Consider the following 21,377-nt stretch of genomic DNA (forward strand, 5'->3'; position numbering starts at 1 on the left):
CGCCGACTCCTGCGACACCGAGGACCCCGGCGACGCCGAGGACACAGGCGACAACGACGCCAGCGGCCCCCGCGACAACGGTGACTGCGACCCCCGCGACACCGGAAGCGCCGACAACCCGGGCGATGCCAGTGCAGAGGCCGGGGCCGGTGCGGTCGTGGACGCCGCTGCCGAGAGTGCCGACCTTGCTGCCACCGGCCCCTGCGGTGAGGAGGCCGGCGGCTTCGGGGCCGGTCAGCAGTGGGCCGGTGGGCGCGGGCCGCGCGACGCCGTGAGCACGGCCTCTGCCGAGTGCGACGATGCCGCGCCCGCCAAGGGCGGAGACTGCGACCGTGGTGCGGTTCGCACGGGAGCAACGCACGCCAGGCGCGCAGCAGCATGGCCCACATGTGGCGGTAACGCGCCACCGCAAGCAGGGCCACCGCATGCGGCGCCTCCGAATGCAGTGCCTCCGCATGCAGTGCAGCCGGATCCTCCTCCCGAGGACGCCGCTGTGCGTCACACCCACGTCGGGCACCGGCCTGCGGGGGACTGCCGGCATGCGCAGGACACGCCTGAGGACCACGACGACGTGCGCTGTGGACAGTCGCCGCCACGGACGCCACCAGGGACGCCACCGGGAGTGTCACCGGGGACGGCACAGGGAGCAGCGTCACCAGGATCGGCACCGGGGACGGCACGGGAGGCGCTCCTCGGGTCGGCGGGGGCAGCGGGGACGCTGCCGGGGGCGCTGCTGGGTGCGGCGCCGGGGTTGTTGCTGGCGACCGGGCAGATGCTGTCGGTCTCCGGCGTGCACCGCCTGGCCCGCACCAGCGCCCTGGTGCGGCTGGTGATGGACGCCGAGGGGCAGGTGCTGGACATGGGCCGCAAGGTCCGCCTGGCCACCCCCGCCCAGCGGCGGGCGATCTTCGCCCGCTACGCCACCTGCTGGATCGACGGCTGCCCACTGCCCGCCGCGATGTGCCAGATCGACCACGCCGACAACTGGAGCAGCGGCGGCCTGACCGACCTGAAGCTGCTCGGCCCGGCCTGCCAGTTCCACAACCGCGACCGCTACCGCCACCCCGACCGCTACACCCGCCGCAAGGAAGGCACCGACCGCTGGGCCTTCACCTACCACCGGCTCCCAGGAGCCAGACGACTGCGGACCTAGCGGGGCCACCGGCGGCAGGGACATGCGCAGACTGGGGCGCCGGGGCCAGGTGCTGTACGGACGTGCAGAGCTTGTGAGCCGTCCTGTGCACGTTTCGTGCACGTTCCTAACGGGCCTCCAGGGTGAACGTCGTGGTGAGGACCCGGCCCTGGGCGTCGCGGAACTGTGCCCACAGGCGATACAGGCCGGGGCGGGGGAATCGGGCGTGCAGGCCGAGTTCGGGCCCGAAGGTCTGGCCCGGCAGAGCGAAGACGGGGCGGCCCTGGTCGTCCTCGGCCTCCGCGTGCTCGTGGGCGAACCCCTTGCCGTCGAGCGGCATGATCACCACATGACCGGCGGCGGCCAGGTAGGGGCGCAGGCCGGAGACTGGCCTGCCGGTCGCGGCGTCGGCGAAGCGGAAGGTGAGGTCGCTCCTGCCGCCCGCTTCGGCCTCGCCCGTGAGGGTGACGCGGAGGCCGCCGACGACCTGCTCCCGGGGAGACGGAGAACGGAGAGACGGCGACGCCGTTTCCGGGGTGGTGAAAGAGGTGGTGAAGGCCGTGGGGTCGCCGATCGTGATCTCCTGGTGGTCGAGGACGTCGGTCATCTCCCCGCGCCGCCGGAACTCGGCGTTGACGAGGTAGCGGCCGGCGGTGGGGAAGGTCAGCCGGACGGAGAACTCGCCGGGCCGGCCCGTGGGCTGGGGGTGGACGTGGGCGAAGGTGCCGAGGTCCGCCCGGGTGGCGATGAAGTGCATCCACGCCTCGTGGCTGCGTACGACGTCGTCCAGGGGACGGCCGGTCGAGGGGTCGGTCAGGCTGATGCGCACGGTGGCGGGGACACCCGGGGTGACGTCCGGGGGGACCTGGATGTCCATCCGCACGCCGGCGTCCTCCGCGGGAACGGGTTCGGTCTCGGCGGTCATCATCACGCTCATGGCCGGGCGCATCGGCATGCCGGTGTTCTCCACCCAGGCGAGCACGCCGTTCATCCCGCGCTGCGCCGCCTCCGTACGGCTGAGCGCGGTGAACCCGGCGCCCACGGCCACCGCGAGGCAGGCGATGCCCGCGAGATAGCCCCAGTCGGCGAGCCGGGACACCCGGGAGCCGGGCCGGAACCGGCGCAGGCGCAGCGCGTTGGTGACGACGCTGACCGAGCTCATCGCCATCGCGGCGGCGGCGAGGGAGGGGTCGAGGAGCACGCCGTTGAAGGGGTGCAGCACACCGGCGGCGACCGGGATCAGCAGCACGTTGTACGCGAACGCCCAGGCGAGTCCCTGCTTGATCGTCCTCACGGTGCGCCGGGACAGGTCGATGGCCGAGACGATGCCGCGCAGGTCGCCGCCCACGAGGGTGATGTCGGAGGCCGCGATGGCGACGTCGGTCCCGGTGCCGATGGCGATGCCGAGGTCGGCCGTCGCCAGCGCGGGGGCGTCGTTGATCCCGTCGCCGACCATCGCGACGACCGCGCCGTTCTCGCGCAGGGCGGCCACGCGGGCCGCCTTGTCCTCGGGCCGTACGTCGGCGATGACGTGGTCGATGCCGACCTGCCGGGCGACGACATCGGCGGTGGCCCGGTTGTCGCCGGTCAGCATCCACACCTCCAGGCCGAGCGCGCGCAGCCGGTCGACGGCCTCGCGGGACTCGGGCCGGATCGTGTCGGCCACGCCGATCAGTCCGGCGAGGCGGCCGTCGAGGGCGACGTACACGGGGGTCGCTCCCTCGGCCGCGGCCTCGGCGGCCACCTGCTCCAGCTCGCCGAAGCTCAGGTCATGGCTGCGCATGAGCGCGGCGTTCCCGATGAGCACCGCCCTGCCGCCGGCCCGGGCCTCCACGCCGTGACCGGGCAGGGCCTCGAATCGCTCCACCTCGGGCAGGCGGAGCCCGCGGTTCCAGGCGTGCGTGACAATCGCCTCGCCAAGGGGGTGTTCTGAGCCTGTCTCGGCCGCGGCGCTGTACGCGAGAAGCTCGTCGGCGTCCCCGCCCGCGACGGTGACGAGGCGGGTCACGTCGGGTCGGCCCCGGGTGATCGTGCCGGTCTTGTCCAGGACGACGGTGGTGAGGCGGCGGGCCTGTTCGAGCGCGTCGCCGCCGGAGATCAGGATGCCCAGCTCGGCCGCCTTACCGGTGCCCACCATGATCGCCGTGGGAGTGGCAAGGCCGAGCGCGCACGGGCAGGCGATGATCAGTACGGCGATGGCGGTGCCGATGCCCAGCGTGAGCCGTCCCTGGTCGGGGCCGAAGACCGCCCAGACGGCGAAGGTGAGCGCGGCGATGCCGATGACGGCGGGCACGAACCACCCGGACACCGTGTCGGCCAGGCGCTGCAGCGGGGCCTTCGATCCCTGCGCCCGCTCGACCAGCCGGACGATCTGCGCCAGCGTGGTGTCCTGCCCGACGGCGGTGGCCCGCATCACCACCGAGCCGGTCCGGTTGATCGTGGACCCGATCAGCGGGTCGCCCTCGCCCCTGCGCACCGGCATGCTCTCGCCGGTGATCATGCTTTCGTCCACGGTCGAGACGCCGGCGGTCACGACGCCGTCCACGGGGATCTTCTCGCCCGGACGCACCCGCACGAGGTCGCCGACGGCGACGTCCTCGACCGGGACCTCGACCTCCGTGTTCCTGCCGGCGTCCCCGCGCAGGACGCGGGCCGTCTTCGGCCGCAGCCCGAGCAGCTCACCGATGGCGGAGGTCGTCCGCTTCCTGGCCCTCGCCTCCATCCACCGCCCCATGAGGACGAGCGCGATGACGACGACGGAGATCTCGAAATACACGTGCAGCGGCAGCCCCAGCCGCTCGGCCGCGGCCGGCCACAGCGTGACGAACGCGCTGTAGCCGTACGCCACCGTCGTGCCCATGGCGACGAGCGTGTGCATGTTGACGGCGCCGTGCCGGGCCGCGGCCCAGGCGGCGCGGTAGAAGGGGCGGCCCGCCCAGAACTGCGCGACCGTCGCGACGACCAGCAGCAGCGGCATCAGCCAGTCCATCGCGTCGATGGGCAGCGGCAGGTACATCAGCACCATCATCGACAGCCCGGCCGCGAGGGTGACCTGCCAGGTGCGCTTCAGCCGGGCGACCTCCCGGTCCGGCTCAGACACGGGCCCAGGCACGGGCTCAGGCTGAGACTCCGGCGTGGGAATCTCCGCGGTGTACCCGGCCCGCACGACCGACTCGGCGAGCGCCTCGACCGTGACCCGGGCGGGGTCGTAGGTGACGGTGGCGACCTCGGTGGCGAGGTTCACCTCGGCCGCCGCCACACCGTCCACCCGGGTGAGGGCCCTCTCCACCCTGCGTACGCAGGACGCACAGGTCATGCCGCCGATGTCCAGCGTGCACATGCTCGTCACGACCGTCATCGCTCCACCTCCTGATCGAAGAGCTTCGAGGCGACGGTCGCGTGCGGCGCTTTCCCGGCGCTGCCCACCACCTGTCCGCCTGGCGAAACCCGACGACAGGGGCCGGACAGCGGCGCCCGGCATGGTGCTCCCACATGCCCTGGAGTGAAGGAGTCAAGATGAACCAGCTCGTGCTGTCCGTCCCCGCCATCAGCTGCGGCCACTGCGTCAAGGCGATCGCCGAGTCCGTCGGCGAGGTGCCCGGCGTCGGCTCGGTGGCCGTCGACTTCACCGCCAAGACCGTGGTGGTCACCGGCTCGGCCGACCCGGCCGCCGTACGGGAGGCCATCGCCGAGGCCGGCTACGAGGTCACCGAATGAATCACGACACCCTGATCATCGGAGGCGGCCAGGCCGGGCTGGCGCTGGGATACCACCTGCGCCGCGCCGGTCTGCGCTTCGCCGTCCTCGACGCGCATCGGCGCGTGGGAGACGCGTGGCGCCACCGGTGGGACTCGCTCACGCTGTTCACGCCGCGCCGGTACGACGGGCTGCCTGGCCTGCCGTTCCCGGGCGACCCGGACGGCCATCCGGGCAAGGACGAGGTCGCCGACTACCTGGAGGCGTACGCGGAGCGGTTCGCCCTCCCGGTGCGCCTCGGCTGCCACGTCACGGCCGTACGGCCGGAAGGGGGAAGGTTCCTGGTCGAGACCTCGGCCGGTGCGTACACGGCGACATACACGGCGACATACACGGCGGCGCAGGTCGTGGTCGCGGCGGGGGCGTTCCACACGCCGCGCACACCCGCCTTCGCGTCCGGCCTGGACCCGCACGTCACCCAGCTGCACAGCAGCCGGTATCGCCGCCCGGAGCAGCTTCCGATGGGCGAGATCCTGGTCGTCGGCGCGGGCAACACCGGTGTGCAGATCGCCGAGGAACTGGCCGGCACCGGGCGGCGCGTCCGGCTGTCGGTCTCGTCGATGGGCCGGGCGCTGCCCCAGCGGGTGCTGGGCCGTGACCTGTTCTGGTGGTTCTCCCACCTGGGCTTCATGGGCCTCCGGGGCGACAGCCGGATCGGGCGCCGCGTCAGAAGCAGTGAGCTGATCATCGGGACCGACGTGAAGCGCCTGCTGCGGCGGGTGGAGCGGGTGAACCGCGCCGTGGACGCCGAGGGGCGGGACGTCGTCCTCGCGGACGGCCGTCGCGTGCGCCCTGACGGTGTCGTGTGGGCGACCGGTTTCCGCCCGCACTACCCCTGGTTGCACGTGCCGGTGCTGGACGAGCAGGGGGCGCCGGTGCAGCGCGAGGGCGTCACGGCCTGGCCGGGGCTGTACTTCCTCGGCCTGCCCTGGCAGCGCGCCCGCGGCTCGTCGGTGCTGGGCTGGGTGGGTCGCGACGCGCGCGCCCTGGCCGACCGGCTGATCACCACGAGCGATCCCGGCAAAACGCTCATCTCCCCTTAATATTGGGCAGTCCCGGCGGAGCCTGGGGTGACGAGGAGTGACATGCCGAACACGGCCGTGACGTTCGCGGTTCTCGGGCCAACCGAGGTGCGGGGACCCGGTGGCTCCGCGGCGGCCCTGCCGCCGTCCGTGCGGGCCCTCCTGGCCCGGCTGGCCCTGTCCTGCGGGCGCGTGGTGCCGGTGGACGGCCTGACGGACGCGCTGTGGGGCGACGAGGGCGACGACCTGCCGGCCGACGCGGCGAACGCCCTGCAGATCCGGGTGTCCAAGCTGCGCCGCGCCCTCGCCGCCGCCGGGCTCGGCGCGGACGTCCTGGTCACGCAGGCCCCGGGATATCGGCTCGCTGTCCCCCCTGACGCCGTCGACGCGCACGTGTTCGAGCGGCTGCTCATGGGGGCACGGGAGGAGACGGCCGCCGGGAACGTCACCGCCGCCCTCGGCCGCCTGGACGAGGCGCTGCGGCTGTGGCGGGGCCCCGCGCTGGCCGACGTCGGCCGGACGACGTGGGCGACGACGGAGAGCGCCCGGCTGGAGGAGCTGCGGCTGGGTGCGGTCGAGGACCGGATCGAGCTCCTGCTGGAGTCCGGCGGGCACAACGAGGCGGTCGCCGACATCGAACGCCTGGTGGCGCTCCACCCGCTGCGGGAGCGGCTGCACCGCCTGCTGATGCTCGCGCTGTATCGCGGCGGGCGGCAGGCGGAGGCGCTGGCCGCCTACCAGGCGCTGCGCCGCGGTCTCGCCGACGAGCTCGGCATCGACCCGTCGCCGGAGCTCCAGGCGCTCGCCGAGGCCATCCTCCGCCAGCAGGTCCCGTCCGCCGTCCAGCCGACCCCCGCAGCCGGCCGGGAACGGGCCGCGGAGAGCGCTGACCGGCTGCCACAGCGGCTGCCAGAGCGGCTGCCACGGCGGCTGACGTCGGTGATCGGCCGTCAGGACGACGTGGAGTTGGTGCTGGAGCGGCTCGCGGAGGCGCGGGTGGTGACGCTGACCGGCCCGGGAGGGATGGGTAAGACGACGCTCGCGTTCGAGATCGCCCGCAGGGTGCACGAGACCCCGGACGAGGCGCCGGACGAGACGCGGGCCGACCGCGTGCTGCTGGTGCGCCTGGCCGCCCTGGAACCCGGGACGGACGTCGCCGACGCGTTCGCCGCCGAACTGGGCGTGCTGCCGCAGGGCACCACAGTGGCCGACACAGTGGCCGACACAGCTGCCGACACAGTGGCCGACGCGGTCGAGGAGCACCTGCGGGGCGGCCGCACGCTGCTCGTGGTCGACAACTGCGAGCATCTGGTGGACGACGTGGCCGCCCTCGTGGAGAGGCTGGCCGCGGCCTGCCCGCGGCTGCGCGTGCTGGCCACCAGCAGGGAGGCGCTCGCCATCCCCGGCGAGGTGCAGGTCGCGGTCGGCCCGCTGGACGTCACCCAGAACGACGGCCCCGCCGTGCGGCTCTTCGCGGAGCGGGCCCGTGCCGTACGGCCCTCGTTCGCGCTCGACGCCGAGACCGCTCCCGTGGTGGCGTCCATCTGCCGCCGGCTCGACGGCATGCCGCTCGCCATCGAGCTGGCCGCCGCCCGGGTGAAGGCGCTGTCCCCGGCGGACATCGAGGCCCGGCTGGCGGACCGGTTCTCGCTGCTGACGGCGGGACCGCGCACCGGGGAAGCACGTCACCGCACGCTGCGCGCCACCCTCGACTGGAGCCACGATCTGCTGTCGGAGGCCGAACGGCGGTTGCTGCGCCGCCTCGCGGTGTTCCGCGGCGGCTGGACCCCGGCCGCCGCGGAGGAGGTGTGCGCCTTCCCCGGCGAGCGCGGCGGCGTCAGCAGGGGAGAGGTGCTCGACCTGCTGTTCCGGCTGGTCGACCGGTCGCTCGTGGTGCCGGAACCGGCCACCGGGCGGTTCCGGCTGCTCGTCACCGTACGCGACTACGCGTGGGCCCGGCTGGAGGAGGCCGGGGAGGTCGCCGAGTGCCGCGACCGCCACCTCGCCCACTGCGTGCGCCTCGCCGAGGAGCACGGCATGCGCGTCCGCGATCTCGCCGTCTTCACCCGGCTCTACGACGAGCATGACAACTTCCGCGCCGCCGTGGATCACGCCCTCGATAGCGGCGACATCGAGAACGGCTTCCGGCTGGCCTGCGCGCTCGTGATGTTCTGGAACTACGGTGTGCGCCACGAGGGCACCCGGGCGCTGACCGCGCTGCTGGAGACCGGCGGCGGGTCCGCGGCCGCACGGGCCCGCGCGCTGCAGGGCATCGGGCTTCTCCACGTCTACTACCCGACTCCGCGCTCGGTCGCCGCCACCGAGGAGAGCCTCGCGGTCTTCGAGGAGATCGGCGACGTGCGCAACGCCGCGATCTCCCGGCTCGTGACGGCCTGGGCCGGCCAGTACGGCGGGGACCCCGGGCACTACCGTGCCCTGATCCAGCGGAGCAGGCGTGAGCTGGGCGACTCCGACGACGGCTGGTGGCTGGGCATGACCGAATATCTGGAGGCGCTGCTGGCCCTGCGCGTGGGCGACTTCGAGGACGCGGTCGTCCGGTGGCGGCGCGCCCTCGACCTGGCCCGGGCCGTCGGCGACCGCATCATCGGCAGCGCGATCCTCGCGCATCTCGGCATCGCCCTGCGCGAGTCCGGGCGGCGGGAGGAGGCCCTGGCCGTCCTGCGGGAGTCCGTGGACGAGGTGCGCGGCCGCAACTCGCTCCACGGGCTGACCTTCGCCCTCGTGCACACGGCCCACACCCGGCTGGACGTGGACGAGGGCGACGACGTCACGGCGCTGCTCGCCGAGGCGGACGACGTCGCACGGCGGGCGCGCAACCCCCGCTGCCAGGCGTGGGCGGCGTGGGGGCGGGCCCGCATGGCCCGCGTACGCGGGGACGCCGGCTCGGCCGTACGCGAGTGCCGGGACGCGCTGGCGCTGCTGAAGGAGGGCGAGTTCCCCTGGGCCAGGGCCCGCCTGTGGTCGTTCCTGGCCGGCTGCGCCGAGGCGGCGGGCCTGCCGGACGAGGCCGCGCACGCCCGGGAGACGGCCGCCGCGCTCACGTGACGATCACGGGCTGACGCGCCGGTGCTCGCACCGGTCGCCCGAGAACCCCGCCGCGGCCAGCGCCGCCCGCAGTTCCCGGGCGTCCACGCCGCCGCGTGCGCGTAACACGCCCTTGGCGGCGTCGACCTCGAACGCGGTGACACCGGGGACGTCACGTACGTGCCTGCTCAGCAGGCGCACGCACCTGCGGCACAGCAGGGCCGGCACGCACACGGTCAGCCACTCGGTCAGCCACTCGGTCAGCCACTCGGTGGTCTCCTGACGGCTCTGGTCTGCCATGCCGTCCAGCGTGCCGTCCCACTCTGGCGGCCCGCTGTCCGTCCGCTGTCCGGCGCCCCCCGGGGGTCAGCAAGACCGCGACCAGCCCGCCGACAGTCTTGGCCGTGATGCTCGCCCCATGACCGTCACCGAGACCACCACTGAGACCACCACTGAGACCACCACCGAGACCACCACTGAGACACCCCCGCGAACCGACGTCGCCGCGCTGGCCCGCGACGTCGTGAAGATCTACGGCCGCGGCGACACCGCCGTCCGGGCCCTCGACGGCGCCACCCTGTCGATCCCCGCCGGGCGGTTCACCGCCGTGATGGGGCCCTCGGGGTCCGGCAAGTCCACCCTGATGCACGTCCTGGCCGGGCTCGACACGGTGGACGAGGGGCAGGTGCTCATCGGGGACACCGACCTCGGCCGGCTGAGCGAACGGCAGCGCACGCTGCTGCGCCGTGAGCACGTCGGCTTCGTCTTCCAGAGCTTCAACCTGGTCCCCACGCTGACCGCCGCCGAGAACATCGTGCTGCCGCTGACGCTCGCCGGGCGGCGGGCCGACCAGGCGTGGATCGACGAGATCGTCGCGATGCTGGGGCTGGGCGACCGGCTGCGGCACCGTCCCGCCGAGCTGTCCGGAGGGCAGCAGCAACGGGTCGCCGTGGCCCGGGCGCTGGCCGCCCGGCCGCGGATCGTCTTCGCCGACGAGCCGACCGGCAACCTCGACTCCCGGGCGGGGGAGGCGCTGCTCGGCTTCCTCCACCACGCCGTCCGCGAGCTGGGCCAGACCATCGTCATGGTCACCCACGACGCGAACGCCGCGGCGTACGCCGATCAGGTGGTCCATTTCGCCGACGGCCGCGTGGCGCGCGTGGCGAAGGAGAAGTGATCGCGATGTGGCACCTGATCGTCCGCAACACCGTCGCCCGCCGGGGCAGGCTGGCGCTGACCCTGCTCGCCGTCCTGCTCGGCGTCACCTTCGTCACCGGCAGCCTGGTGCTCACCGACACCTCCCAGCGGCTGCTCGACGACCAGTTCCGTACGGCCACCGCAGGCGTGGACCTGACCGTCCGCGACGCCGCCGCGTTCGACTCGGCGATGGGCGTGGAGGTCGAGCGCGACCCGCTGCCCGCCGAGGTCGTGGACCGCGTCCGCGCGGTGCCGGGCGTGGCCGCCGCGACCCCGGTCGTACGGGGTCAGGGGCTGCTCGGCGTCGCCGGGAAGACCATCGTCCCGGCGGGCCCGTCGCTGCTGCTGTCCTGGGAGCCCGCGCCGGTCGGGGCGTTCACCCTGCGCGCCGGGCGTGCCCCGGTCGCCGAGGGCGAGGTCGTGGTGGACGCCGCGACCGCCCGCGAACACGGCATCGGAATCGGCACCGAGGTCACCGTGAGGGCCGAGCGTACGGAACGGCTCCGCGTGGTGGGGCTGGCCGGATTCGGGCCGGCGGAGGGCCTGCCGAACACGACGGTCGCCCTGGTCGCCCTGCCCGCCGCGCGGCGGCTGCTCGCGCTGGACCGGAAGGCCTCGGAGATCGCCGTCGTCGCGGCGGACGGCGCCGACGCCCAGCGGCTGCGCGCCGCGGTGTCGGCCGCGCTCGGGTCCGGGTACGAGGTCTCCTCCAGCCGTGACGTCGCCGCCTCCAGCGCGGCGGCGGCCAAGACGCAGATCTCCTCCCTGCAGGTGATGCTGTTCGCCCTGGCGGCGGCGGCCCTGCTCGTCGGCGCGTTCCTCATCGCCAACACCTTCTCGATCGTCGTCACCCAGCGCACGCGGGAGCTGGCCGTCCTGCGGGCGGCCGGGGCCACCGGCGGCCAGGTCACGCGCTCGGTGCTCGGCGAGGCCCTGCTGGTGGGGCTGGCCGCATCCGCGGCGGGCGCGGGCCTCGGCGTCGCCTGCGCGGCGGGGTTGCGTGACCTCGCCGGGGCCTTCGGGATGACGCTGCCCGGCGGCGGGCTCGTCGTCACGCCCCGGACCCTGGTCGTCGCGTTCGCGGTCGGCGTCGGCGTCACGGTCCTGTCGGCGCTCGGGCCGGCCCGCCGCGCCGCCTCGGTGGCGCCGGTCGAGGCGATGCGGCGCGCGTCGGCCGACGGCGTCCTCGGGCGGGGCGCGGGGCGGGCCGGCTGGGGCCGCACCGTCGTCGGGGCGGTCCTCACCGCGCTCGGCATCGCCGGGCTGTCGATCGTCCTGGCCGGGCCGGGGTCGGTCGTCGTGCTCGGCGAGGCGGCGGTGACCACGGTCGTGGGGCTGGCCCTGCTCGGGCCGGCGGTGACCCCCGGCCTGGTCCGGCTGCTCGGACGGCCGCTCGGCGCGGCCGGCGTGCCGGGACGGCTGGCGCGCGAGTCCGCCGCGCGGGCTCCCCGGCGCACCTCCGCGACCGCCCTGGCCCTGGCCTTCGGCCTCGCGCTCATCAGCTTCACGACCGTGCTGGGGACCTCGATCAAGGACTCGACCGCGCGGTCGTACACCGAGGCGATCACCGCCGACTACGTGGTGGAGAGCGCCCGCAACGAGATGCTCGGCGGGCTGCCCGCGCACGCCTACCACCACGTCAGCGAGCTTCCGCAGGTCGCGGTGGCCTCCCGGCTGCGCTACGGCCACTGGAAGGACGGCCAGGCGACCGAGGCGCTCACCGCGGTCGACCCGGTCACCCTGCCCCGCGTCACCTCGCTGCACATGGTCGCCGGACGCCTGGACGCCATCGCGGACGGCGGGGTCGTCCTGGCCGCGAACGTCGCCAGGGAACGCAAACTCAAGATCGGCGACACCCTGGCGATGACCTTCTCCCGCACCGGGACCCGGCAACTCCCCGTCGTCGGCCTGCTGCGCGACCGGGACGCCCAGGCGCTGTCGACCGGCTACGTCGTCTCGCTGGACACCTTCGAGCGGAACTACCGTGAGCACGTCGACGCGAGCGTCTTCGTCAAGGTCGCCGACGGAGTGAACGACGCGGACGCGAAGAAGGCCATCGAACGGGCCCTCGCCGACGCCCCCACCGCGCAGGTGCGCGACCAGGCGGCGGCCGTCGCCGGGCGGAACGCGATGATCGACCAGGTCCTCGGGCTGGTGACCGCGCTGCTGATGCTCACTGTCCTGATCGCGCTGATGGGCATCACCAACACCCTCGCCCTGTCCATCATCGAGCGGACCCGGGAGCTCGGGCTGCTGCGGGCGGTCGGCATGACCGGCGCCCAGATGCGCTGGATGATCCGCGGCGAGGCGGTCCTCGTCGCGGCCCTGGCGATCGTCGCCGGGGTCGGCCTGGGTGTCGCCTTCGCCGCGGGCACGGTCACCGCGCTGGGCCGCACCACCGAGGCCACGCTCACGCTGCCGGTCGGTCCGCTCCTGCTCGTCGTCGCCGTGGCCGCCGTCGCCGGGCTGCTGGCCGGGCTGCTGCCGGCCCGCCGCGCGGCCCGGCTCGACGTGCTCACCGCCATCGCCACAACCTGATCGAAGACTCCTGATCGGAGACCACTGTGAACACCATTCCCGTGACCGTCCGCCGTGCCGGTCCCGAGGACGCCGCCGCGGTCCTGACCCTGCTGCGTGAGCTCGCCGCGCACCAGGACCAGCTCAGGCACGTCGCGGTGTCCGAGGAGCGGATGCGCGACCTGTTGTGCCGCGAGGACGTCGTCGTCCTGCTCGCCGAGCGCGGCGGCCGGCCGATCGGCTTCGTGTCCGTCGTCCGCCACCTCAACATCTGGGCCGGGCGCGACATCCTCGCCCTGGACGACCTGTTCGTACGGCCGGAGGCCCGCGACGGCGGAGTGGGCCGCCTGCTGATGACCGAGGTGGCCGGGATCGCCGCGGCCGAGGAGATGGTGGTGCGGTGGGAGGTGCTGGAGGACAACGAGGGCGCCCAGCGCTTCTACACCCGCCTCGGGGCGACCCTGTCCACGAAGATCATCGCCGCCTGGCCGCCCGGCGCGTACGCCGCACACGTGGGCGGAAGGGCATAGCGCAAAGAAGGGATCAGCAACGGCACAGCACATCGCAGGCCGGGAGAAGAGAGGCGAAGTGAGGGGTATGAGCCGGATGCGTCGCTTGTGTCCAAAAGTAAAGGCAGGTGTGGATCGGATGGGCGACAACAGGGCAGGGAGTTCCCGCGTCGTGGGGGTGTCCGCCCGGCGTCTGGCCGTCGCCGCGCTCCTCATCGTGATGCCGGGCGTCGCGGCGGCGCCGCGGGCACTGGCGGCGCCGGTCCCGGCGGCCGGCCACGGCCCGCACGGTCAGGGTGGTCAGGGCGGCCACGGCCCGCACGGCCACGGGGGTGAGGGCGGTCATGCCGGCCAGGGCGGCCAGGGCGGCCAGGGCAAGAAGGGCAAGAACGGCAAGAACGGCAAGGGGAAGAAGGGCAAGGGCCACGGTCACGGCGGCGCTCGCATCAGTGCCCGTCTCGCCGGGTTCGGCGGTGGTTTCGGCGGTGGTTTCGGCGGTGGTCCGGGTGACGGCGGCGGCACCCAGCAGACGGCCGGCGTGAACACCGCCAACGCGCCGACGATCGACAGCCCGCCCTTTCAGCTCAACACCGGCAGACGCAACGTGCAGGCCCCCGCGGGCAACAGCGCCGTCGACTTCGCCGGCGTCCAGCAGGTGTCGAGCGTCAGCGTCTTCACCAACTCCCTCAGCGGCAACTGCAGGGGCGGGATCAGGGACTGCCCGATCAACCAGACCCTGCGGACCGAGGAGAGCAGAGGCAGCATCGGGCACTGAATCAGGCACTGAATCAGGCACTGACACGAGACGGGCGCCTCCCTCGCGGAAGACGCCCGTCTTTCAGCGACAGGCGGGGATCAGAGCTCGCCGCTCTCGATCGCCTGCTTGAGGGCCGCCTGCAGCTGCTGGTGCGAGGCGGTGCCGTTCGTGGCGACGAAGTCGATCAGCGAGGAGTCCGCCTCGAAGGTGAGGTTCTCCGTGACCCGGGTCTTCCCGCCGGGCAGACGGGTGAAGACGATCTTCTGATGCGTCACCACGTTGGGCTGCGACCAGCTGTCGGTCTCGTAGTACAGCTTCTCCGGGTGGAGCCGCTGCTGCGCGTGCGTCTTGCTCACCACGATCGCCCCCTCGTACGGGATCTCCTCGATCGCCGTGAGGTTGCGGTAGGTGGTGTCGTCCGCGCACCACTGCTTGTGCGTGACGACCCGCTTCAGGAACGGGTTCTTGCCGATGTGGTTGTTGAAGTCCGAATACTTGCCGAACACCGGCGCTGCCGGTGCGTTGATGTCGACGGAGATGCTGTTCGTGACCCGGCTGCGGCCCGAGCCGGGCGCGGGCGGGGTGGTGTCGGTGAAGTGGTAGGTGTCCCAAACGGTCTGCCACTCCTGGGCGATCTCGGCGTCGCTCTCGGTCGTGTCGGCGGTCGTGTCGGCGTTCGCGGGAGCGGACAGGGCGGCGAGGACGAAGGCGGCGGCGAACATCGGGGCCGCGACCACTCGCAGGATCTTTCTCACGTGTACCTCGAAAAGAGGAGAAATGGTACGAGTGATCTTCTACCGCAACCGCGACCTCTTGCAGAAGGGCCCATACCGAATGGGTCACGCCTGACGGTCAGACGTGGTCGGCGCAGCAGGGGGTGGGGTTCGGCACCTCGGCCGGGGCGATGCGTCCGCCCGGCGCCGGCATGGCGAGCAGGGTCATCAGCCCGTCCCGCCAGACCGGGCGTACGTGGTCGTTCGTCACCAGGACCACGTCGTCGGCCGGGGGCTCCGGCTGGGCGAGCACGAGGACCCGGTCGATCGCCGTACGGGCCAGCAGGTCGCCGACGGTGAGCGTCCCCGGCAGGTCGTCGCGGCCGGGGAACAGCACCACGCGCCCGCCGTCGCGGGACGCGTGCTCGGCCGCCGCCAGCGCCGCGCCCTCCGCCTCCCAGATCCCCTCGGGGAGCCGGGCCGAGTCGAGGTGGGCCGGATCGAGGTGGGCCGGATCGAGGTGGACCGGATCGAGGTGGACCGAATCGAGGTGGGCCGAGTCGGGCAGGGCCAGCGAGCAGGCGACGTGCGGCAGTGCGCCGCTGCGGACGAAGTGGGTGCAGCCGATCACCCCGGCCGGCGAGCCGAGCGCCTCCACCACCTGGTGGAGGAGGTGCTCGGCCCCCGCGACCGTGCGCGATCCGTCGTCGAAACCCAGGATCATCGGCGCGGCACGATCCAGATGGGGTTGCTGTAGAACCACAGGTCCTTCCAGGGATCCGCGTCGCCGGGCACGTCCATGGCCGGGCCGTGCGGGTCCACCGACGCGCCGAGCAGGCCGGGGGCGACGCGGTTGCCGTCGGTGCCGCGCAGCCGCACGTAGACGGGGTGGTCGACGGCCCCCACCTGGTAGGTGAAGGTGACGGTGCCGGTGTTCTTCCCGACCTCGTACGACTGGACGACCTTGGTGTTCGGGGTGGTGAACACGTCCTTGTCGGAGGCCGGGCCGGTCACGTCGCCCTGGATGACGTCCACGCGGGCCAGCGTGGGAATGAACTGCGCCCAGTTGGGCCGGTTCGCCAGCGTGATCTGGATGGCCACCTCGACCTGGGCGCCCTGGCGGACGTACAGGGTGTCGCCGAGCGTGACGCCGCTGTTGCCGCGCGCCCGCGCGCGGACGACGAGGCCGCTGATCAGGCCGCCGTGGTCCACCCAGATGCGGCCCTGACGGATGCCGTCCATGACCGAGCCGTAGGAGAACCCGGTCGCGCCGACGTGGGTGCGGCTGTAGTAGCCGGGCCAGAAGTCGCCGTTGGACAGGTTGTGGACGCCGTTGTAGATCGGGTCCTCGTATCGGCCGTTGCCGTTGAAGTCGCTGTTCGGGCCGCGGTCGCTGGTGTCGGCGTAGATCGTGTGCGAGTCGGAGTTGGCGGTGATCCACCACGGCTTGCCCTCGGCGAGCAGGCTGTCCCACAGGCCGCCGACGGTCGCGGTCATCCAGTCGAAGCCGCCGAAGGTCCGGTAGCTCTCCGCCGGGTAGCCGGGGAAGGAGTCGGCGCTCGGGCTGTTGTCGTAGTAGCCGCGCCCGGAGCCGGCTCCGTTGGGCTTGGGGATGCCCGCTGCCTGGTGGCCCGGCGCGCCCTCCATGCCGACCGCGATCCCCGGCGCGGTGTCGCGCCAGGCCCGGATCTCGTGCGGCGAGTCGATGCCCTTGCGCGCGGGGTGGTTGGCCAGGAACAACGCGTCGGGGATGCGGCGGCGTTTGACGGCGTCGGCCAGGAAGTTGAGGCCCGCGATGGCGAGGGCCTCGTTCTGCGGGGTGCTCGCCGTGGCGCCCTTGACCGAGCCGTCGAAGGAGTTCTCGAACTCCTTCAGCGTCGCGACCTCGCCGCGTCCCGGGGCGACGAACACGGTGCCGTGCTCGGCCGCGGGGATGTTCCACTCCAGGCCCTGGAAGACGAGGGTGTCCTTGACCGCCTCGCGAGCCGCGACGATGTCGGGGTTGACCTTCTCCACGCCGATCTTCGCGTGCGTCGTGCTCCCGTGGTCGGTGATGACCATCCAGTCGAGCCCGTACGCGTTGGCGTGCCGCACCTGGTCGATGACCCGGTACATGCCGTCGGAGCTGTACTGGGTGTGGATGTGGTGGTCGCCCGCGAGCCACAGGAAGCCGTCCTTCGGCTCGCGCCCGCCGAGGGGGAGCCCGGTGCTCGCCGCGGCGGCCTGGCCGGGGGCGCCCAGCACGCTCGCCGCGGTGAGGCCGGCGCCGAGCAGCCCGGCCCGCCGGAACATCTGGCGGCGGGAGAGCTGGTCCGGCGACAGTTCCTCGTCCGCGACCGTCATGTCCACCACAGGACCGGGGTCGTGGACGTGCCCGTGGTCATGCTCGTGGTCATGCGTGTGGGGGTGGGGATGGGGGTGTACGTGCCCCTCGCTCATGTGGTGCCCTTTCGCGTCCCGCCGGAAAGCCGGCTCCGGCTACGAAAGGCACCTTTGCGAGACCGGCTGAACCGTGCGTGAACTCCGGGAGCCGTGCAGGGGGCCACGGATTTACGGATGATCCTAAAGGGCGGATACCACCTTTTCGGATACGGCACGCGGAGGACCGAACGCGGACCGGTGCATCGTTGGATCCATGAGCACAACGAACATTCGGGTCAAGGGCTTCGACCATCTGGTGCTGACCGTGGAGGACGTCGAGCGGTCGCTGGCGTTCTACTGTGACGTCCTCGGCCTGGAGCCGGTGCGGGTCGGCGAGTGGCGGGCGGGCAAGGCGCCGTTCCCCTCGGTGCGGGTGTCGCCCGACACCATCATCGACCTGCTGCGCGGCGACCGCGGCGAGCCGAACGTCGACCACTTCTGCCTGGTCGTCGAGCCGCTGGACTGGCAGGACGTCATCGACTCCGGCGTCCTCACCGTCATCGACGGACCCGGTCCCCGGTTCGGCGCGCGTGGCGTCGCCACCTCGGTCTACGTGAAGGACCCCGACGGCAACGTCATCGAGCTGCGCTGGTATCCCCAGGACAAGGAGGAATGAGGGCTCGAAAACCAGTGGCAGGGTGGAGACGGCCGGGCCCGATGAGCTGGATCAACGCCCAGGTCCGCGCGGGGATGCTGGAACAGCGGACCGACGACCTCGAACGGGTGCTCGGCAGGCCCGCCGAGACCGTCGTCTCACGTGCCCTGGGTCTTCGCCCGGCTGAGTACTCAACCGGCCGCCAGGACCGGACGGGCGTGGGCGAGCGGGGAGAGCGTGCGCAGCACCGCCCTCGCCCGGTCGCGCCACCAGCGCAGCCCGTTGCGCTCCGCGAGCCGTTCCAGCGTCCGCAGGTGCCGGGCGGCCATCCCTGGGTCGTCCAGTGCGGAGGCGAGCAGGTACAGGTACCAGTCGACCGGCCCCAGCCCGGCGATCCCGTACCCCACCGCGATCCGCCCGCTGTACGGCAGCAGATCGGCGTGAGCGGCACGGCAGGCGTCGAGGTCGCCGACCGCCGCCGTCGCCGCGGCCTGCAGACACCTGATGGGCCCCCAGGACGCGTCGGAGGGCGGCGCCGGCCAGCCTTCGGCCACGAGCCGGTATGCCTCCTCGTGCCGCCCTCGCGCGAGCAGGTGCAGGATCCGGGCGCAGTGCACGAAGCTGGGGTGCATGTCGCTGACCATGTCGATCAGCGGCCCGGCGGACCCCATGGTGTCACTGGTGTAGCCGACGGTGAGCCGCGCCGTGGCCACGATCCTCCGGGCGTGCCACATCCCGATCTGCTCGGCCTGACGGTCGGCCTCGCCGTACACGGCCTCGGCGGCGTCGAACCGGCCGTCGAGGGAGAGCCGGTTGGCCTGCCACAGGGTGTGCTGCAGACGGGGCCAGGGCGGAGACAGCCGCTCCAGCAGTTCCTCGCACCGGGCCGCCGCCCGGTCGGCCGCGGCGATGTCGAAGCTCTCCAGCCGGTTGTGGGTGTGCATCATCTGCGCGAGCAGCTCGAACGCGGGCGCCCGCACGGTCGCGGCCAGGTGCCGCAGCTCCTCGGCGATCCTCTCCATCTCCGGCCCGCGCTGGGGCTGCGGCAGCGACAGATAGCGCGCGTTGAGCATGCGCATGAGCAGGTGGGAGTCGCCGAGGGTGCGTGCCGTCTCCACGGCCTCGGCGGACAGCAGGTCGCAGCGCGGGTCGCCGCTCCCGTCGTACAGCTCCTGGGCCAGCCCGGCCAGCAACCGGGCGCGCATCGGCACATCCTCGCCCGGAAGCTCGCGCAGCGCGGTCTCGAAACGGCGGGCCAGGCGCGGCCCGGCCGCCTCGCAGGGGTCGCGCAGCGTCCACAGGGCGGGGGCGTCGAGCGCGGTCAGCGCGCGGGCGGCCAGCTCCGGGCGGTCCGCGGCCCGGTCCGCAGCCCGGTCCGCCACGCGCAGGGCCTCGGCCCTGACCCGCCGCGCCCCGATCAGGTCGCCCGCCTCCAGCAGCGCCCCGACCTGGCGCAGCAGCAGGTCCACGTGCCTGCCGGGATCGCTGGCCGTGGCCCCGTGGGCCCGGACGGCCTCCTCCCACCAGGACGCCGCCTCCCGGTAGGCGAGCCGCCGGCCGGCCTGCTCGGCGGCGGCCACCGCCCATGTGGCGGCCTGCTCGTAGGCCGCGGGGCCCGCCGCGATCGCGTGATGGGCGATGACGGACACGTCCGTGGAGGGGCGCGCGGACAGGGCGGTCATGACGTCGCGATGGACGACGGCCTTGCGCAGGGGCGGCAGGTCCGCGACCAGCGTCTCCCGCACCATGTCGTGTGTGAAGGCGTGTGTGAAGGAGTGTGTGAAGGCGTGGGCGAAGGAGTGTGTGAAGGCGTGGGTGAGGGAACGGCGGCCCTCGCCGGCCGTGACCAGACCGGCCCGGACCGCCCTGTCGAGCGCCTCGTAGACGGGGGCGCGGCACACCTCGGAGACCACCGCGGGGTCGAACTCCCGGCCGACGACCGCGGCGACCCGCAGCGCCTCCGCCGCCTCCGGCCCCAGCGCCGCCACCCGGCGGCGCACCAGCTCGGCCACCGCGCCGGGGACGTCGTCGAGCCCGCCCCCCTGCGTCAGCAGGCGGACGCTCTCCCGGACGAAGAAGGGGTTGCCGCCGGTGCGGTCCGTCAACCGGTCCATCTCCGGCTCGCCGATGTCCGCCTCCAGTTCCTTCGCGATGGCGCGCACCGCCTCGGCGTCCACGCCCGACAGCCGGACGCGGGCCAGGTGGTAGCCGGCGGCGCCCGCGAGCATGTCCTCGATCGGCTCGGCCCCGCGCCCCGGGTGGCCTTCACGGAAGGCCGTCACCAGCGACAGCGGGACGCCCGCCGCCATCCCGCGCACCAGCGCCACGACGTCGCGCAGCAGCTCGAGCGACGCGGGATCGGCCCACTGCAGATCGTCCAGGAGCACGACGAGCGGCCGGGCCCGCGCCGCGTCGGCCAGCCAGCGCGCGACGGCGTGAGAGCGGCGCCACAACGCCTCGTCCGCCGGACCGGCAGGCGTCTCGTCGTCGAGCAGACCCGCCAGCGCCTCGCGGTCCACGGGCGCGCAGTGGGGCGCCAGCTCGCCCAGCGCCTGCCGCCACGGCCACAGCGACGGGGTGCCCCTGCCGTCATGACAGCGCCCCCACAGCACCAGGCGGCCGAGTTCGCCGCAGCGGTCCGCCAGGGCCTCCAGCAGCCGGGTCTTGCCGATCCCCGGCTCACCGCTCACCGCGGCGACCGTGACCTCGCCCGCGTCGGCCAGCGCACCCAACTCCGCCAGCTCCCTGTCGCGTCCCCACAGCCCGGTCGGGCAGACCGCGGCGGGCAGCAGCCGTACGGCCACCCGCTCCTGCGACTCGGCCTGCCGGAGGATCTCGCCTTCCAGGGCCCGCAGCTCAGGCCCCGGCTCGAGGCCCAGCTCGTCGGACAGCAGCCTCGCCACCTGCCGGAGAAGAGCGAGCGCGTCCGCCTGGCGGCCGGTGCGGTACAACGCCAGCGCGCGCAGATGCCACAGCCGCTCGCGGTACGGGTTCGCGGCCGTCTCCACCTCCAGGTCGGTGACCGCCGCCTGCGCGCGCCCCAGGTCCAGCAGCGCCTGCGCCCGCCGCTCGACCGCGACCAGCCGCAGCTCACTGAGCCGGTTCACCTCCGCGAGCGCCCACGGCGCGTCGGAGAACTCCCCGTACGGCGTGCCGCGCCACAGCTTCAGGGCCTCCTGGACCGACTCCAGGGCCCGCGCCGGAGGCAGGAACTCCGCCGCGTCCACCAGCTCGGCGAACCGCGCCGCGTCCACCCACGCCGCCGTGAGCTGGTATCCCGCCGGCCGTCCCACCAGCACCTGCGACTGGCGCCCCCGCCCGCGGCCGGGCTCGATCGCCCGGCGCAGATGCGACACGTACGACTGGAGGGTGGACACCGCGCTCGGCGGGGCCTCCCCGTCGTACACGTCCTCGATGAGCGTGTCCCGGGGGACGAGCCGCCCGCCCGCGACCAGCAGCCGGGCCAGCACCGTACGCTGCCGTGGCCCGCCGAGGTCGACGGGGACACCGTTGTCGTCGTAGACCTCGACCGTGCCGAAAACCCGGAACTCCACCCCTGTCCCCCGTGATCCTGGCATGAACAAATCTCAATTTCGGGCTTCTTCGGGCCTCACCGTACGCCGGGCCAGGGGAGGGAGTCGTCCGCCTCTGGGCGGATACGGCATCAGCCATGCGATGTTCCGTCGAAAGGGAGCGGCATCAGGACTGGGCCA

The 21,377-nt window shown here is 73.4% G+C and carries 15 protein-coding genes; 9 read left to right on the top strand and 6 right to left on the bottom strand.

Annotation, left to right across the window (positions count from 1 at the left end; translation table 11 throughout):
* The first annotated feature begins 622 nt into the window (after positions 1-622).
* Positions 623-1,153, top strand: a complete 531-nt coding sequence (locus ABZ857_RS42460; RefSeq protein ID WP_357056097.1) for an HNH endonuclease signature motif containing protein — start codon at positions 623-625, stop codon at positions 1,151-1,153.
* Positions 1,154-1,259: 106 nt separating this feature from the next.
* On the opposite strand, the gene ABZ857_RS42465 is transcribed toward ABZ857_RS42460, so the two are convergent.
* Positions 1,260-4,490 carry a heavy metal translocating P-type ATPase gene (locus tag ABZ857_RS42465; protein WP_357056100.1) on the bottom strand — a complete coding sequence of 1,077 codons (3,231 nt, stop codon included), beginning with the start codon at positions 4,488-4,490 and terminating at the stop codon, positions 1,260-1,262.
* 158 nt (positions 4,491-4,648) lie between these two features.
* On the opposite strand from ABZ857_RS42465, the gene ABZ857_RS42470 reads away from it, so the two are divergent.
* From ABZ857_RS42470 to ABZ857_RS42480, 3 genes are read left to right on the top strand one after another with little or no spacing between them, the layout of a single operon-like run.
* Positions 4,649-4,849 carry a heavy metal-associated domain-containing protein gene (locus ABZ857_RS42470; protein ID WP_357056103.1) on the top strand — a complete coding sequence of 67 codons (201 nt, stop codon included), beginning with the start codon at positions 4,649-4,651 and terminating at the stop codon, positions 4,847-4,849.
* Entirely contained in the window at positions 4,846-5,931 is a 1,086-nt protein-coding gene (locus ABZ857_RS42475) for an NAD(P)/FAD-dependent oxidoreductase (RefSeq protein WP_357056106.1), read from the top strand. The genes ABZ857_RS42470 and ABZ857_RS42475 overlap by 4 nt, the downstream gene beginning before the upstream one ends.
* A gap of 42 nt (positions 5,932-5,973) precedes the next feature.
* Positions 5,974-8,976: a BTAD domain-containing putative transcriptional regulator gene (locus tag ABZ857_RS42480; RefSeq protein ID WP_357056109.1), complete on the top strand. Its 3,003-nt coding sequence runs from the start codon at positions 5,974-5,976 to the stop codon at positions 8,974-8,976.
* A 3-nt stretch (positions 8,977-8,979) separates the two neighbouring features.
* Here ABZ857_RS42480 and ABZ857_RS42485 read toward each other — a convergent pair whose 3' ends face one another.
* A complete protein-coding gene (locus ABZ857_RS42485) occupies positions 8,980-9,255 on the bottom strand; it encodes a cation transporter (protein WP_357056112.1) in 276 nt (91 codons plus the stop codon).
* Between the two features lie 118 nt (positions 9,256-9,373).
* Here ABZ857_RS42485 and ABZ857_RS42490 point away from each other — a divergent pair, with 118 nt between their 5' ends.
* The 4 genes from ABZ857_RS42490 to ABZ857_RS42505 all read left to right on the top strand — a co-directional run bounded on the left by ABZ857_RS42490 (position 9,374) and on the right by ABZ857_RS42505 (position 13,953).
* Positions 9,374-10,132: an ABC transporter ATP-binding protein gene (locus tag ABZ857_RS42490; RefSeq protein WP_357056115.1), complete on the top strand. Its 759-nt coding sequence runs from the start codon at positions 9,374-9,376 to the stop codon at positions 10,130-10,132.
* A 5-nt stretch (positions 10,133-10,137) separates the two neighbouring features.
* Positions 10,138-12,690 carry an ABC transporter permease gene (locus ABZ857_RS42495; RefSeq protein WP_357056148.1) on the top strand — a complete coding sequence of 851 codons (2,553 nt, stop codon included), beginning with the start codon at positions 10,138-10,140 and terminating at the stop codon, positions 12,688-12,690.
* Between the two features lie 26 nt (positions 12,691-12,716).
* Entirely contained in the window at positions 12,717-13,199 is a 483-nt protein-coding gene (locus ABZ857_RS42500) for a GNAT family N-acetyltransferase (RefSeq protein WP_357056117.1), read from the top strand.
* A gap of 118 nt (positions 13,200-13,317) precedes the next feature.
* On the top strand, positions 13,318-13,953 hold the full coding sequence (locus ABZ857_RS42505; protein ID WP_357056120.1) for a hypothetical protein: 636 nt from the start codon (positions 13,318-13,320) through the stop codon (positions 13,951-13,953).
* Between the two features lie 80 nt (positions 13,954-14,033).
* On the opposite strand, the gene ABZ857_RS42510 is transcribed toward ABZ857_RS42505, so the two are convergent.
* The 3 genes from ABZ857_RS42510 to ABZ857_RS42520 form a co-directional block, all read right to left on the bottom strand.
* Positions 14,034-14,690, bottom strand: a complete 657-nt coding sequence (locus ABZ857_RS42510; protein WP_357056122.1) for a hypothetical protein — start codon at positions 14,688-14,690, stop codon at positions 14,034-14,036.
* A gap of 97 nt (positions 14,691-14,787) precedes the next feature.
* Positions 14,788-15,372 (bottom strand): hypothetical protein, encoded by a 585-nt coding sequence (locus ABZ857_RS42515; RefSeq protein ID WP_357056125.1) that lies wholly within the window; start codon positions 15,370-15,372, stop codon positions 14,788-14,790.
* Positions 15,369-17,087: a PHP domain-containing protein gene (locus tag ABZ857_RS42520; protein WP_357056127.1), complete on the bottom strand. Its 1,719-nt coding sequence runs from the start codon at positions 17,085-17,087 to the stop codon at positions 15,369-15,371. Before ABZ857_RS42520 ends, ABZ857_RS42515 begins: the two co-directional genes overlap by 4 nt.
* 196 nt (positions 17,088-17,283) lie before the next feature.
* Between ABZ857_RS42520 and ABZ857_RS42525 the strand changes: the two genes are divergently transcribed.
* A complete protein-coding gene (locus ABZ857_RS42525) occupies positions 17,284-17,685 on the top strand; it encodes a VOC family protein (protein WP_357056130.1) in 402 nt (133 codons plus the stop codon).
* A gap of 170 nt (positions 17,686-17,855) precedes the next feature.
* Here the strand turns inward: ABZ857_RS42525 and ABZ857_RS42530 are convergent, their stop codons facing one another.
* The gene (locus ABZ857_RS42530; RefSeq protein ID WP_357056133.1) at positions 17,856-21,242 is read right to left on the bottom strand and encodes a BTAD domain-containing putative transcriptional regulator; all 3,387 of its coding nucleotides are present in this window, start codon (positions 21,240-21,242) and stop codon (positions 17,856-17,858) included.
* Positions 21,243-21,377: the final 135 nt, after the last annotated feature.

Origin of the sequence: Microbispora sp. NPDC046933, assembly GCF_040644635.1 — a bacterium.
Classification (GTDB): domain Bacteria; phylum Actinomycetota; class Actinomycetes; order Streptosporangiales; family Streptosporangiaceae; genus Microbispora.